Below are 14,674 nucleotides of genomic sequence, written 5' to 3' on the forward strand. Positions count from 1 at the left end.
GTGACCGGAACCCTGATCCTTGATCCGCTGATACCGCTTTGGGCGCTTTATGCTGTCACCGGCATTGCCGCGCTGGGGCTGGCGCTTGCCATCTGGCGGCGGCTGCCCGGCTGGTGGCTGCGCGGGCTGGCTGGGCTGGCGTTGCTGGCGGCATTGGCCAACCCAGCGATCCAGCGCGAAGACCGTGAACCGCTATCGGATATTGTCGTACTGGTGGTCGATGAAAGCGCAAGCCAGCGCATCGGTGACAGACCGGCGCAAAATGCCGCCGCCATTGCCAATGTCCAGGACGAACTTGCCCGACAGCCAGGCACCGAACTGCGCATCGTCACCCTTGGCGATGGGACAGGCGACACCGGCACCGCCCTGATGACCGCCCTGTCCGAGGCGCTGGCCGAAGAGCCGCAGGGTCGCATCGCAGGCATCATTCTGGCCACGGACGGACGCCTGCACGATCTGAACCGTGCGCCGCGACTGCCTGCCCCCCTGCATACCCTGCTGACCGGCCAGCCCGACGACTGGGACCGCCGCCTGGTCGTGTCAAACGCCCCCGCGTTTGCGATCTTGGGAGAGGAAGTTACCCTGACCTTGCGGATCGACGATCAGGGGGCCGCGCCGGAGACACAGACAGTGCCGTTGTCGGTGTCCATTGACGGTGATGCCCCGCTGACCCTGCCTGTTCCCGTCGGTCAGGACATCAGCCTGCCGCTGACCCTGCCCCATGGCGGAATGAACGTGTTGCAGTTTACAGTTCCCGACGCCGAGGGCGAGTTGACCAATCGCAACAACAGTGCGGTTGTCCAGATTAACGGCGTGCGCGATCGCTTGCGCGTGCTGCTTGTTTCGGGTGAGCCGCATCCGGGCGAACGGACATGGCGGAACCTGCTGAAATCGGATGCATCCGTCGATCTGGTGCATTTCACCATTCTGCGCCCGCCCGAAAAACAGGACGGCGTGCCCGTCAACGAATTATCGTTGATCGCCTTTCCCACGCGCGAATTGTTTCTGGAAAAGATCAACGATTTTGATCTGATCATTTTTGACCGCTATCGCAGGCGCGGCATCTTGCCCAGTGCCTATCTGGACAATATCCGCAACTATGTGGAACAGGGCGGCGCGGTTCTGATCTCGTCCGGGCCGGAATACGGGGGCGCTGAAAGCATCTACCGGTCGCCCCTGGGCGATATCCTGCCCGGTGCGCCCACTGCACGCGTCTTCGAAGAAGGATTCACACCGCAGATCACCGATCTGGGCCAACGCCACCCGGTGACAGAAGGGCTGGAAAACTATGCGCCAAATCCCGACGGCGACGGCCCGGGTTGGGGTCGCTGGTTTCGCCTGATCGACGTGCTGGTGCCCGAACAGGCGCAGACAGTGATGGCGGGGCTGGATGATCGCCCGCTCTTGATCCTGAACCGGATCGGAGAGGGGCGCGTTTCCCTGATGGCATCGGATCAAAGCTGGCTTTGGGATCGCGGTTTTGAAGGTGGCGGACCGCAGCTTGAACTGCTGCGCAGGCTGGCCCATTGGATGATGAAAGAGCCCGAGCTTGAGGAAGAAACGCTTTGGGCGGAACCCACGGGCCAGTCCATGCGGATCATCCGGCGCACGCTGGATCTGGAAACCGGCGATGTGACAGTGACCCACCCCGACGGGTCGGAAAGCGTGCTGACATTGCAGGAGGTGTCCCCCGGACGGTTCGAAACCCTGTGGGAGGCCCCCGAAATCGGGCTATACCGTCTGGATGACGGCGAGGAGACCGCCGTGATCGCGCTTGGCCCCTCGGCCCCGCGCGAATTTGAACAGACCATCGCGACCGGCGAAACGCTTGGCCCGCTGATTGACAGCACAGGTGGCGGGGTCATGGCCATATCGGACGGTGACATTTCCATCCGCAGCGTTCGGGCGGGACGCCCGGCCGCCGGGCGCGGCTGGATCGGGATCACCCCGCGCGAGGCTTACCGCACGGCCGAAATCAGCATCATGCCCGTCCTGCCAGCCTGGGCATTCCTGCTGCTCGCGTCACTGCTGATCATCGGGGCCTGGCTACGCGAGGGGCGGCGCTAGCCCGCTGCTGCTTCAGAACGGGTTTCGCTGTGCCCGAAATTCCCACACGGTCACGGCAGCGTCGCCATCGGCATCCGCCGCATCATAGGCCGTGCGCGCCTGGTTGATGAACTCGGCGCGGGTCACGGTGCCATCACCATTCGCGTCCAATGCGGCAAATCGCGCCCGCCGATTGACGAACAGCCGTTCGGTGCCACGCCGCCCCATGGGCATTGCGACAAAGGCGCTGTCGATAAACTCATCCTCGGTCAGGGCGTCATCGCCGTCGACGTCGAACAGCGCAAAGGAGATTGCCGCGTGCCGGGATGCCTCTGCCGCGGTGACAAGTCCGTCACCATCAACGTCAACAGGGTAGGACATCAATGCCATTCCCCCGATACCGGGCCCAAAACCAAAGGGGGTCACCGGCATCATGTCATCATCGTCATCCGATGCCTCTTGCGCATGAACGGCAGCACCGCCGGCGGCCGCCGTGACAAGCAACGCAGCCAGCATGAATCGGCGTATTCCATATTGTGTAAACATATCGTAACTCCAATTTGAAAACGGACGTGGCCAACGGCCTTGCGAACATCGCGTGGCAGCCACCGGCGACCTTTGTTGTGGTCTTTCAGTTCGTGAGGGGATTGCAATCGCGGCTTCGGTCATGAGTCCGGTCATCCGCACAGGCCTCGAGTGTATCCCGCGCCCGCATCAGCACGGCACAGTCTTCAGGTGCGATCGCGGTGCAATCGCGTAGTCGCTCGCGGACCCAGAAAAGCTCTGCACAGTCTGATACGCTCAGGTTACCGCACTTCTGCAACTGGCCGCGCGATCTGTCCCGGTCATTGTCCTGCGCGGCAAGACTGCCTGCCACGGCCGTAATGGCAGCACCTACCATCATGACCGGTATCAGCTTCATGTCGGTTCTCCTTTGCCTTGCGCGGAATCAACAAGGAAAGGGTGCCACCTGACAGGCATGTCTGATTGATCCTGATCAACCACCCGGCAGGTCACATCATTGCGGCAGACGGACCTCGAACACAGTGTCGGACCAGCCATCGATATTGCACCGCGCGCGCACATGAACCACGGTCGCACCCGCTGGCACCGTGATGCCGGATTGCGACCGGGTGAACGGTTGTTCGTTGACGTGCGGATGAAACAGTTCGCGGAACCCCAGACGATTGCCGTCAGTATCCAGCACCTCCCATCCGTCTGTATAATGATCCCAGCCGCTGTCAGGATGCAGAAGCGTCACATCAAAGCGGTCGCCAGAGACAACGACGGACAGAACCTGCGCAGGGTCGGCCAGGACCGGGGATGCCAGCAGGAAAAAGGCCAATGCATGTTTCATCGCTCGTCTTGTAACAGAATTGTCCGCGGTGCGGATGCAAATTCGCGTGACCAGACTGTCCAGATGACGATCAGGGTCGCCACGATCAGTGCCACCGCCCCCAACAGCCACGCCAGTGCGCCCAGTGCAAAATAAATCGCCCGTAGCCCGCGGTTGAAATTCATCGCGGCCCGCACGTTCAATTCACCCGCCTGTGCTGCACGCGGATACGCCGCCGGATCGGTCGGATCATTCGGGACAGACGCCATCAGCACCGCGCAATATCCAAAGACCCGATTGGCCCAGACAAATTTCAGAAAGGCATTTGTCAGAAACAACGCCACAAGGCCCAGCTTGATCTGCCAGACCAGAACCGGCACCTGTGTGCTGCTGACTTCTGCTGCAACACCGCGCAGCGGGTCGGTATTGCCCACCAGCGCCAATACACCACCGATCGCCAACAGACAGGTCGAGGCGAAAAAAGACGTGCCCTGCCGCAGGCTGGCCAGGATCTGGCTGTCGAATATACGTGGGTCGCGGGTGACAAAGACACGCATCCATTCGCGTCGGCGTTCTGCGATCAGCATGGTGACGGATGGCCAGCGCGCGGCGGGGTGCTCGATCCACCAGCCGATTCCGAACCAGGCCACCAGCATCAGCGCCAAGGCGACCCAATCAAGCAGACCAAACAGTGTCGTGTATTCCATCAATGTCATGCCCTGCTATTTACGCGGTGTTCAACAGACTTGCCATATCACAAAATTGGTCATATATTTTTACCAATAACAGCTTTCAGGGAGACATCAGATGGAAATGCCGGCCCCAAGCACCGCTGTGCTGTCACGCAAGGACCAGGTTGTCGCCCGGCTATTGCAGGTCTTGCCACAGGAGGCCGTGATTTCAGATGTTGCCGAAACGAAAGCCTATGAATGTGACGGGCTGACCGCCTATCGCTGCCCGCCCATGTGCGCGGTTCTACCCTCTGACACCGATGAAGTTGCCGCTGTTTTGCGCATTTGCCATGAAATGGACGTGCCGGTCGTGCCGCGCGGATCGGGCACCTCGCTTGCCGGCGGGGCGCTGCCCACGGCGGATTGCGTGATTCTTGGCGTTGCGCGGATGAACGGGGTGATCGAAACGCATTACGATGATCGGTATATTCGCGTGCAGACCGGACGCACGAATCTGTCGGTGACCGGCGCGGTGGAACAGGACGGATTTTTCTATGCCCCTGATCCCTCCAGCCAGTTGGCCTGCGCCATCGCGGGCAATATCGCGATGAATTCGGGCGGGGCACATTGTCTGAAATATGGGGTGACGACAAATAACCTGCTGGGGGTCACGATGGTCCTGATGGATGGCACGGTGGTCGAAATCGGCGGCGCGCACATGGATGCCGGCGGGCTGGACCTGCTGGGGGTGATCTGCGGATCCGAAGGTCAACTTGGCGTCGTGACCGAAGCGACCCTGCGCATCCTGCCAAAGCCCGAAGGCGCGCGGCCCGTGCTGATGGGATACGACAGTTCCGAAGTGGCCGGTCAGGTTGTGACCGACATCATCAAGGCCGGTGTTCTGCCCGTCGCTATCGAATTCATGGACCGCCCCTGTATCGAAGCGACGGAAAATTTCGCGCACGCGGGCTATCCTATGTGCGAGGCGCTGCTGATCGTCGAGGTCGAAGGATCAGACGCAGAGATTGACCACCAGCTTTCGTTGATCATGGATATCGCGCGCCAGCATAACCCTGTTGAGTTGCGCGAGGCCAAGGATGCCGATGAGGCAGGCCGCATCTGGCTGGGCCGCAAATCGGCCTTTGGCGCGATGGGCCAGATCAATGACTACATGTGCCTTGACGGCACGATCCCGGTGTCATCCCTTCCATTTGTGCTGAAGCGCATCGGCGAGATGTCGCAGGAATTCGGGCTGAACGTCGGCAATGTTTTCCACGCGGGCGACGGCAACATGCACCCGTTGATCCTGTTCGACGCCAACAAGCCGGGCGATCTGGAGCTGTGTGAAGAATTTGGCGCTGAAATCCTGAAGCTATGTGTCGAGGTGGGCGGATGCCTGACCGGCGAACATGGCGTTGGCATCGAAAAGCGCGACCTGATGAACGTGCAGTTCGCCTCTGCCGATCTTGAGGCGCAGATGGCCGTGAAGGATGTTTTTGATCCCAAGTGGCTGCTGAACCCCGCCAAGGTGTTCCCGCTGGCGTCCTCTCAAACGCGACGTGCCGCTTAAGGGGGCTTTGCCCCCCGGGCTGCGCCCTCCCCCCAGGATATTTAGACTCGGAAGAAGCGATGATGACGCCAGATACAGAAGATACGCTTGCGCAGATGATCAGGGAGACAGACGATCCGTTGCGGATTGTCGGGGGAGGCACGCGGCCCGTCGGGCGCAGCACCGGGCAGGTGTTGAGCACTGCGGGGATGGCGGGGATCACGCTATATGAACCCGGTGCGCTGACCATCGTGGCGCGGGCGGGCACACCCCTGGCCGAGATCGAAACCGCCCTTGCCGCCGAAAACCAGCGGCTGGCGTTCGAGCCGATGGATCATCGTGCGCTGCTGGGCACGACAGGCACGCCAACGATTGGGGGCGTTGTGGCGGCCAATGTATCCGGCCCGCGCCGCATTGCCGTGGGTGCGTGCCGCGACTTCATGCTGGGTGTGCGGTTCGTTGACGGGGCGGGCAATATCATCAAGAACGGTGGTCGCGTGATGAAGAATGTCACCGGCTATGATCTTGTGCGGCTGATGACCGGTGCCTACGGCACACTGGGCGTGCTGACCGAGGTGTCAATGAAGGTCCTGCCCGATGTCGCGGCGCAAACCACCCTGACACTGGACGGTTTGGACGATGTGGCGGCAATTGCCGCAATGTCGGCGGCGCTAGGCTCGCCTTTCGAGGTGACGGGCGTTGCCCATGATCCGGCAGCGGGCAAGACCCGGTTCCGCCTGGAAGGCTTTGACAGTTCCGTGGCCTACCGCGCCGAGGCGCTTGAGGCCGTGCTGGCCCCGTTTGGCCGCGCAGAGCAGGGCGAGACCGATTGGGCTGCGATCCGCGATGTGACGGCCTTTGCCGACCAGCCCGGAGACGTCTGGCGGATTTCGGTGAAGCCATCCGATGCTGCTGGACTTGCAGGGCGGATGGGCGCGAAGGCCGTGCAATACGACTGGGGCGGCGGGCTGATATGGGCCCTGACCGATGGTGGCGACTTGCGTGCTCGGATGGGTGATTTCAGCGGCCATGCCACGTTGGTTCGTGGCGCTGCCGATGCGCCGACATTTCAGCCCGAGCCGGCACCACTGGCGGCAATTTCGGCGGGGCTTCGGCACAAGTTTGACCCGCGCAGTATTCTTAACCCGGGGATCATGGCCTGATGCAGACAACATTTACACCTGAACAGTTGACCGATCCGGGCACCGCCCGCGCCAATGAAATCCTGCGCGCTTGTGTGCATTGCGGGTTCTGCACCGCAACCTGCCCCACCTATCAGGTGCTGGGCGACGAATTGGACAGCCCACGTGGCCGGATATACCTGATCAAGGACATGCTGGAAAATGAACGCATACCGGATGAAAAGACGGTCAAGCATATCGACCGCTGCCTGTCTTGTCTGGCCTGCATGACGACCTGCCCGTCGGGTGTGCATTACATGCATCTGGTCGATCATGCGCGCGCCTATATCGAAAAGAACTATGATCGCCCGTGGTCCGACCGTGCCCTGCGCTGGGTGCTGGCGCGCATCCTTCCTTATCCGACGCGGTTCCGGCTGGCGTTGCTGGGGGCCAAGATCGGGCGGCCTTTTGCCCGGCTGATGCCGGATGCCCGGCTGCGTGCGATGCTGGAAATGGCACCCCGGACGATCCCGCCGGTCAGCCGCAATGACGATCCGCAGACCTTTGCTGCGACTGAAAAAAAGATGCGCGTCGCACTGATGACCGGTTGCGCACAGCGCGCGCTGAACACCGATATCAACGACGCCACGATCCGCCTGCTGACCCGTCTGGGGGCAGAGGTTGTCGTGGCCGAAGGGGCCGGATGCTGTGGTGCGCTGACCCATCATATGGGCAAGGAAACCGAAAGCCATGCAACCGCCGCCAGGAACATCCGCGCCTGGGTGCGCGAGATCGACAAGGGCGGGTTGGATGCGATTGTGATCAACACATCCGGCTGCGGCACCACGGTCAAGGATTACGGGCATATGTTCCGCAATGATCCGCTGGCGGCGGATGCCGCACGGGTGTCGGCCATCGCGATGGACGTGTCCGAGGTGCTGATGAAGCTGGACCTGCCCGAAGGGGCCGACAAGGGCACCAAAGTGGCCTATCACGCCGCCTGTTCGCTGCAACATGGCCAAAAGATCAAGACCTTTCCCAAGGATTTGCTGAAACGTGCAGGATTTACCGTGCTGGAACCGGCCGACAGCCACCTGTGCTGCGGATCGGCGGGCACCTATAACCTGATGCAGCCCGAGATTTCAAAACAGCTCAAGACCCGCAAGGTCGCGACGCTGGAGGCGCTGACACCCGATATCATCGCTGCAGGCAACATCGGTTGCATGATGCAGATCGGCGGCGGCACGGATGTGCCCATCGTGCATACGGTCGAATTGCTGGACTGGGCCACGGGCGGGCCGCAACCCCCTGCCCTGACCGCGCCCGGCAAGCGCGCACCACAGGTGCCAATCCTGCGATAAGGTCATAATCCTGCCTCAACTGTCGCGCATGCTGATGGCAAGGACGGTACCTGATCATGCGACAGTTTTTGATTTCTGCGGTGTTTCTTGTGGCAAGCACCCTTGGCAGCACGGCACAGGAAACCGGGCTTGTCACATTGCAGACCCGACAAGAGAGCACCGGTTGGGAGGCCGTGGGAAGGCTTGATATCGCAAACAAGGGGTTCTGCACCGCAGCCCTGATCCGCGACCGGCTGATCCTGACGGCGGCGCATTGTCTTTACGACACCGACGGCAGCCTGATTGCGCCTGATCGTTTCACGTTCCGGGCCGGGCTGCGCGACGGGCGGGCCGAGGCCACGCGCGGCATTTCGCGCACAGTTGGCCACCCGGATTACAGACATAACGGTGACGCCACAGATCCGGCATCAGTGGCGATGGATATCGCCGTGCTGGAACTTGACCGCCCGATCAGAACCACACGCATACAACCCTATCTGATTGCTCAGCGACCTTTGACAGGCGACAAGGTTGGTGTCGTGTCCTATGGTAGGGGGCGCGAATCCGCACCGAGCCTGCAAGAGGTTTGCAGCGTGTTGGGGCGCCGGACCGGCGTGATCGTGATGACATGCGATGTGGAATACGGATCCAGCGGCGCGCCTGTCTTTATGGAACGTGACGGGCAAACGCGCATCGCCTCTGTCGTGTCGGCGATGGCGCAGGTGGACGGGCAAAAAGTGGCGCTCGGCACCTCATTAGAGCAGCCGCTCACGGCGCTTTTGGCGCATTTTGCCAGCATGGGGCCGGCGCGCCCCGGTGGATCGCAGCGGATGATCAGCATCGGTCAACGCAATGACACAGGCGCGAAATTTATCAGCGCAGACTAGCAGGCGCCGTCATCTTGCAGTTCTTGAAACCCATGTAACCCCTGCTTACTTAATGTTTGCGGGATGCCTGATATGGGTCCCGCGCATAGGGGCCTGTCCCGGACGGGAAGGCCAGAGAACTGTTATCGCTTGATGAAGGATGACCAGACATGCGAAATTTCGACCTTACACCGCTTTATCGTGCCACCGTTGGTTTTGACCAGATCGCCGATCTGATGGATCGCGCACTTGCCAGCGACGTTGGCCAGAACACTTACCCTCCCTACAACATCGAAAAAACTGCTGACGATGCGTGGCGTATTTCCATTGCCGTGGCCGGATTTTCCGATGACGACCTTGCGATCGAGGTCAAGGACCGGTCCCTGCATGTCACTGCCCGCAAGGCCGAAGACGACAGCGACCACACCTATCTGCATCGCGGTATAGCGACCCGCGCCTTTGAGCGCCGGTTCCATCTGGCCGATCATGTGCGCGTGACGGAGGCCAGCCATGAAAACGGGATGTTGCACATCGACCTTGTCCGCGAAGTCCCCGAAGCGCTGAAGCCCCGCCGCATCGCGATCACATCGGCCAAACGCAAGGACGCGAACCTTGTCGAGGCAAAGTCTGTGAACTAGGTCGCTTCGCGACATTCTCTGGGTGAAACGGTTTGGGTTTCGCGTGCGCGGCGCGCGCACGCGAAACACGGTATCTGCACCGAATTCAGAGAAAAGTAACCCCGCGTCCCCCTGATAGGTGACGCGGGGTGTTTCTTGGCAAGAACGTGATCAGGTCGTCTTGCAGTGGCTTTCAATCCCTCGCGCGAACAGCAGACGAGGTTCACCAGTTGACCGAGATGTCGCGAGTCAACGCCTTAGCGGCGGCAGCGGTCACCGGTTCCAACATCAATCTGCTGACCCGGAAACGCGAGTGTCGCCGCGCCAAACCGAACCAGGAAACCACCATCTGTTGCCAGCCAGCGCCCATCGCCCAGTTTTGGGCTATACGCATCGCACCCCCGCCCAAGATAGATAGCATCGCCGGATTTCTTGATCGGGGCCGATAAGACCGGATCAACCAGTAATTCCTGGCCTTGTTCGACAGCGGTCAACACGACACCGTGTTTATTCTGCGCAAATTCGAACAATGTCCCGTCGGAAGATAGAAATTTTGGAGCTTGCGCAAAGCTGCTTCCCGCCAACAAACACCACAGAAGCACTGACATACGTAACATAAACTATCCTTTACCAATTAATGCGCCTCGGCCCAGTTGGCGCCCCTTCCTGCATCCACGGCCAGTTTTACATCCAATTTGACCGCCGGATCGCTGGCCTGCTCCATCACGTCACGCGCGACAACAATCAAATTTTCCGCCGCGCCTGCGTCAACCTCGAATATTAGTTCGTCATGCACTTGTAGCAGCATTTTGGCCGGCAAGCCACTAATTGCGTCTGGCATCCGGATCATCGCGCGGCGGATGACGTCAGCCGCCGTGCCCTGAATGGGTGCATTGATCGCAGCACGCTTGGCAAAGCCGGCATGCGGGCCTTTGGCAGTGATCTCGGGCGTGTTGATTTTGCGTCCGAACAGCGTCTGGACATAGCCGTGTTCCTTGGCGAATGCGACAGTGTCATCCATGTATTTGCGGATGCCGGGGAACCGTTCGAAATAGCGGTCGATGAACCCCTGCGCGTCCGAGCGTGGAATGCGCAGATTACGCGCAAGGCCAAAGCCCGAGATCCCGTAAATCACACCAAAGTTGATCGCCTTGGCCTGCCGGCGAATTTCCGGGGTCATATCTTCAAGCGGCACATCGAACATCTCTGATGCGGTCATCGCGTGAATGTCGATGCCATCCAGAAAGGCCTGTTTCAGGGCGTCGATATCAGCAATATGCGCCAGAATGCGCAGTTCGATCTGGGAATAATCAAGGCTGACAATCACCTTGCCATCCTCTGCCACAAACGCCTCGCGGATGCGGCGGCCTTCCTCTGACCGCACGGGAATATTCTGCAAGTTCGGATCGGTCGACGCCAGCCGCCCTGTGTTTGCCCCGGCGATGGAATAGGATGTATGCACCCGCCCCGTGTCAGGGTTGATGTGGTCCTGCAGGGCATCAGTATAGGTCGATTTCAGCTTGGACAGTTGCCGCCAGTCCAGAATCCGGCGTGGCAGGTCGTGGATGGTCGCCAGATCTTCCAGCACGTCAGCGCCGGTGGAATAGGCCCCCGTCTTGCCGGTCGACGGTTTCTTGCCATCAGGCATTGCAAGGCTCAATTCGTCGAACAGGATCTCGCCCAATTGTTTGGGCGACCCGACGTTGAACTTCCGGCCCGCAAGTTCGTAGATCTCGTTCTCAAGCCCGGCCATTTTCTGGGCAAAGGCATTCGACATCCGGCTTAGCGTATCGCGATCCACCTTGATGCCCGCCATTTCCATCTGCGCCAGCACCGGCACCAGCGGGCGTTCCAGCGTTTCATAGACGGTCGTGACCCGGTTCACATGCAATTGCGGTTTCAGCATCTGCCACAGGCGCAGCGTGATATCGGCATCTTCGGCGGCGTATTTCACCGCATCCGCAATCGGCACCCGATCAAACGTAATCGCCGATTTCCCCGACCCCAGCAGTGGCTTGATCGGGATCGGTGTGTGGCCCAGATAGCGTTCCGACAGCGTGTCCATTCCATGCCCATGCAGCCCCGCATGCATCGCATAGGACAACAGCATCGTGTCGTCGATCGGCGCAATGTTGATACCCACGCGCGCAAAAATCTTGGCGTCATATTTCATGTTCTGACCGATTTTCAGAACACTGGCGTCTTCCAGCACGGGTTTGAGCATTTTCAGGCAAAGATCAAAATCCATCTGCCCCGCAGCCACATCATCGGACCCGAACAGATCATCCGACGATGCCGCCTTGTGCGTCAGTGGAATGTAGCACGCCTGACCCGGTTCGACTGACAGCGAAATCCCGACCAGATCGGCGATCATTTCATTCAGCCCGGTGGTTTCGGTGTCCACGGCGACATAGCCGCGTTCATGTATCCGGTCGATCCAGACCTGCAAGGCGGCCGCGTCCGACACACATTCATAGGCATCCGCGTCGAACCCCACGGCCTCTGGCGCTGCAACGTCTTGCGCAGGGGGGCTGGCGACCTCGATCACCGGGGCGTCCACGCCCAGCTTGTCTGCAATGCGCTTGCTCGCCGTGCGGAATTCCATTTCGGTCAGGAATGCCATCAGTTTGTCGATATCGGGTTCCCTGACCTCCAGATCATCCAGACCAAAGGGCAGCGCCATATCACAATCCAGTTGCACCAGTTTTTTCGACAGTTCGATCTGATCGCGGTGACCAATCAGCGTTTCGCGGCGCTTGGGCTGCTTGATCTCTTCCGCGCGGTCCAGCAACGTTTCCAGATCACCGTATTCATTGATCAGCAGGGCCGCGGTCTTGATCCCGATCCCAGGCGCGCCCGGCACGTTGTCAACCGAATCCCCCGCCAGTGCCTGTACATCGACAACACGGTCGGGCGGCACGCCGAATTTCTCCATCACACCGTCGCGGTCGATGCGTTTGTTCTTCATCGGGTCCAGCATTTCGACCCCGTCACCGACAAGCTGCATCAGATCCTTGTCCGATGACACGATGGTCACGCGCCCCCCCGCATCCCGCGCATGATGGGCAAGCGTCGCGATGATATCGTCCGCCTCGAACCCTTCGATTTCTTCACAGGCAATGTTGAATGCGCGGGTGGCATCGCGGGTCAGGGGTATCTGCGGGCGCAGATCCTCGGGCATCGCCTCGCGGTTGGCCTTGTATTGATCATACATGTCGTTGCGAAACGTATGGCTGCCCTTATCAAAAATCACGGCCACATGGGTCGCGGCGTCGTCCCCGTTATTTCCGTCGATATAGCGTTGCAGCATGTTCACAAAACCGCTGACGGCCCCGATGGGCAACCCGTCAGATTTGCGGGTCAGCGGCGGCAGCGCATGATAGGCGCGAAATATAAACGCCGATCCGTCGATCAGATGCAGGTGACAGCCCTTGCCGAATTTGGTCGTCATGGTCGTTCCTCTCGCGCGGTTCGCGTCAGGTTTGCCACCATCAGCCAGGTTCTGCCAGATCAGACTTTGCCTTCAAAATCCTTGTGGATCAGTTTGGCGTCGCAATAGGGGCATTCGACCCAGCCCTTTTCGCGCGGGATTTGCAGCCAGACACGCGGATGGCCCAGCGCACCTTCGCCGCCATCACAGGCCACGCGCCATTCATTCACAATGCGGGTCTCGGGGGCGGGTGTGGTCATGAAATGTCCTGTCTGGTTGTCGCGGGGCACAGCCCGCCTTAGATGAGGGGAAACATACCGCAGGCGCGGGCAAGGGGAAAGACCGGCATGACCGACAACGCGATAGAAATTTCAGGGCTGAAAAAGACTTATGCCGCCACCGGGCGCAGCCCCGCCAAAGAGGCGTTGAAAGGCATTGACCTGAACATTCCACGCGGGTCAATCTTTGGGCTGCTGGGCCCCAATGGTGCCGGAAAATCCACACTGATCAACATTCTGGCCGGTTTGGTCGTCAAATCCGCCGGCACGGTGAAAATCTGGGGATTCGATCAGGATGTGAACCCGCGCCAATCGCGCGCGGCCATCGGGATCATGCCACAGGAACCGCATCTTGACCCGTTTTTCACACCCGAAGGCTCGCTTGATGTGCAGGCCGGGCTATACGGCGTGCCCAAGGCGCAACGCAAGACCGCGGAAATCCTCGAGATGATCGGGTTGACCGATAAGGCCGACGCCTATTCCCGGTCGCTGTCTGGGGGCATGCGCCGCAGGCTCTTGCTGGGCAAGGCACTGGTGCATTCGCCGCAAATTCTGGTGCTGGACGAACCTACCGCAGGCGTCGATATCGAATTGCGCAATATGCTGTGGCAGAACGTCCGCAAGCTCAATGACGATGGCATGACGATCATCCTGACAACGCATTACCTCGAAGAGGCCGAACAGATGTGCGACGATATCGCCATTATCAATCACGGCGAGGTCGTCATCCGTGACAGCACCGCCAATCTGCTGGGACGGCTGGACAGCAAGACCTTGGTGATCACCCCCGAAAAGCCGGCGGCCTTACCCGATCTGCCCGAAAACATTACCGGTCAAAAACGCGATGACGGCACGCTGGCGTTCACCTACCAAAGCGGCAGCACTCCCGCAGATGCGATCCTGTCGATCGTGCGCGATGCAGGGATCACAATCAAGGATGTCACAACAAGGCAAAGCGACCTCGAAGACGTATTCCTGTCGCTCACCTCAAGCCGCTGATCGCTTCTTCAGAGTGAAAATATCCCCGCCGGAGGCAATCAAATTTCGCGAAATTTGATCACCCCTGCAACATGCGGCCCAATTGCCTGCCACCAATGATATGCATGTGGAAATGCGGCACATCCTGCACGCCATGGGCACGGGTGTTCGCGATCGCACGAAACCCTTGATCGACATCCGTCAGGCGGCACACTTCGGCCACGGCCTGCATGAACCCCGCTTGTTCGTCAGGCGTCGCATCGCGCGCAAAATGATCAAGGCTCACATAAGCCCCCTTTGGAATCACCAGCACATGCACGGGTGCCTGTGGCTCAATATCGTGAAATGCCAGCGCATGGTCATTCTCGTATACTGTTTTGTTGGGAATTTCGCCGCGCAGGATCCTGGCAAAGATATTCTGGTCGTCATAGTCGAATTGCAT

The 14,674-nt window shown here is 60.0% G+C and carries 15 protein-coding genes; 7 read left to right on the forward strand and 8 right to left on the reverse strand.

Annotated elements, in window-relative coordinates; genetic code table 11:
- Window positions 1–2,067 carry a hypothetical protein gene (locus ACTG4B_RS09035; RefSeq protein WP_439155371.1) on the forward strand — a complete coding sequence of 689 codons (2,067 nt, stop codon included), beginning with the start codon at window positions 1–3 and terminating at the stop codon, window positions 2,065–2,067.
- A 12-nt stretch (window positions 2,068–2,079) separates the two neighbouring features.
- Here ACTG4B_RS09035 and ACTG4B_RS09040 read toward each other — a convergent pair whose 3' ends face one another.
- The 4 genes from ACTG4B_RS09040 to ACTG4B_RS09055 form a co-directional block, all read right to left on the reverse strand.
- Entirely contained in the window at window positions 2,080–2,592 is a 513-nt protein-coding gene (locus ACTG4B_RS09040) for a hypothetical protein (protein WP_439155372.1), read from the reverse strand.
- A gap of 85 nt (window positions 2,593–2,677) precedes the next feature.
- On the reverse strand, window positions 2,678–2,968 hold the full coding sequence (locus ACTG4B_RS09045) for a hypothetical protein (RefSeq protein WP_439155373.1): 291 nt from the start codon (window positions 2,966–2,968) through the stop codon (window positions 2,678–2,680).
- A gap of 96 nt (window positions 2,969–3,064) precedes the next feature.
- Complete coding sequence (locus ACTG4B_RS09050; RefSeq protein ID WP_439155374.1) at window positions 3,065–3,403, reverse strand: hypothetical protein; 339 nt, start codon at window positions 3,401–3,403, stop codon at window positions 3,065–3,067.
- The gene (locus tag ACTG4B_RS09055; protein WP_439155375.1) at window positions 3,400–4,098 is read right to left on the reverse strand and encodes a DUF599 domain-containing protein; all 699 of its coding nucleotides are present in this window, start codon (window positions 4,096–4,098) and stop codon (window positions 3,400–3,402) included. The genes ACTG4B_RS09050 and ACTG4B_RS09055 overlap by 4 nt, the downstream gene beginning before the upstream one ends.
- A 91-nt stretch (window positions 4,099–4,189) precedes the next feature.
- On the opposite strand from ACTG4B_RS09055, the gene ACTG4B_RS09060 reads away from it, so the two are divergent.
- The 5 genes from ACTG4B_RS09060 (at window position 4,190) to ACTG4B_RS09080 (ending at window position 9,567) form a co-directional block, all read left to right on the forward strand.
- Window positions 4,190–5,623: an FAD-linked oxidase C-terminal domain-containing protein gene (locus tag ACTG4B_RS09060; protein ID WP_439155376.1), complete on the forward strand. Its 1,434-nt coding sequence runs from the start codon at window positions 4,190–4,192 to the stop codon at window positions 5,621–5,623.
- Window positions 5,624–5,685: 62 nt separating this feature from the next.
- Window positions 5,686–6,765, forward strand: coding sequence for a glycolate oxidase subunit GlcE (gene glcE, locus ACTG4B_RS09065; protein WP_439155377.1), 1,080 nt, complete (start codon window positions 5,686–5,688; stop codon window positions 6,763–6,765).
- Window positions 6,765–8,084, forward strand: a complete 1,320-nt coding sequence (gene glcF, locus ACTG4B_RS09070; RefSeq protein WP_439155378.1) for a glycolate oxidase subunit GlcF — start codon at window positions 6,765–6,767, stop codon at window positions 8,082–8,084. Before glcE ends, glcF begins: the two co-directional genes overlap by 1 nt.
- Window positions 8,085–8,140: 56 nt before the next feature.
- Complete coding sequence (locus ACTG4B_RS09075; RefSeq protein WP_439155379.1) at window positions 8,141–8,950, forward strand: trypsin-like serine peptidase; 810 nt, start codon at window positions 8,141–8,143, stop codon at window positions 8,948–8,950.
- A 149-nt stretch (window positions 8,951–9,099) separates the two neighbouring features.
- The gene (locus tag ACTG4B_RS09080; protein WP_439155380.1) at window positions 9,100–9,567 is read left to right on the forward strand and encodes an Hsp20 family protein; all 468 of its coding nucleotides are present in this window, start codon (window positions 9,100–9,102) and stop codon (window positions 9,565–9,567) included.
- Window positions 9,568–9,803: 236 nt separating this feature from the next.
- Here ACTG4B_RS09080 and ACTG4B_RS09085 read toward each other — a convergent pair whose 3' ends face one another.
- From ACTG4B_RS09085 to ACTG4B_RS09095, 3 genes are read right to left on the reverse strand one after another with little or no spacing between them, the layout of a single operon-like run.
- Complete coding sequence (locus tag ACTG4B_RS09085) at window positions 9,804–10,163, reverse strand: hypothetical protein (protein WP_439155381.1); 360 nt, start codon at window positions 10,161–10,163, stop codon at window positions 9,804–9,806.
- A gap of 17 nt (window positions 10,164–10,180) precedes the next feature.
- The gene (gene polA / locus ACTG4B_RS09090) at window positions 10,181–12,997 is read right to left on the reverse strand and encodes a DNA polymerase I (protein ID WP_439155382.1); all 2,817 of its coding nucleotides are present in this window, start codon (window positions 12,995–12,997) and stop codon (window positions 10,181–10,183) included.
- A gap of 59 nt (window positions 12,998–13,056) precedes the next feature.
- Window positions 13,057–13,236 carry a zinc-finger domain-containing protein gene (locus ACTG4B_RS09095; protein ID WP_439155383.1) on the reverse strand — a complete coding sequence of 60 codons (180 nt, stop codon included), beginning with the start codon at window positions 13,234–13,236 and terminating at the stop codon, window positions 13,057–13,059.
- Between the two features lie 87 nt (window positions 13,237–13,323).
- Between ACTG4B_RS09095 and ACTG4B_RS09100 the strand changes: the two genes are divergently transcribed.
- Entirely contained in the window at window positions 13,324–14,253 is a 930-nt protein-coding gene (locus ACTG4B_RS09100; protein ID WP_439155384.1) for an ABC transporter ATP-binding protein, read from the forward strand.
- A 58-nt stretch (window positions 14,254–14,311) separates the two neighbouring features.
- Here ACTG4B_RS09100 and ACTG4B_RS09105 read toward each other — a convergent pair whose 3' ends face one another.
- Window positions 14,312–14,674: an HIT domain-containing protein gene (locus ACTG4B_RS09105; RefSeq protein ID WP_439155385.1), complete on the reverse strand. Its 363-nt coding sequence runs from the start codon at window positions 14,672–14,674 to the stop codon at window positions 14,312–14,314.

The organism is Yoonia sp., from assembly GCF_965660735.1.
In the GTDB taxonomy this organism is placed as follows: domain Bacteria; phylum Pseudomonadota; class Alphaproteobacteria; order Rhodobacterales; family Rhodobacteraceae; genus Yoonia.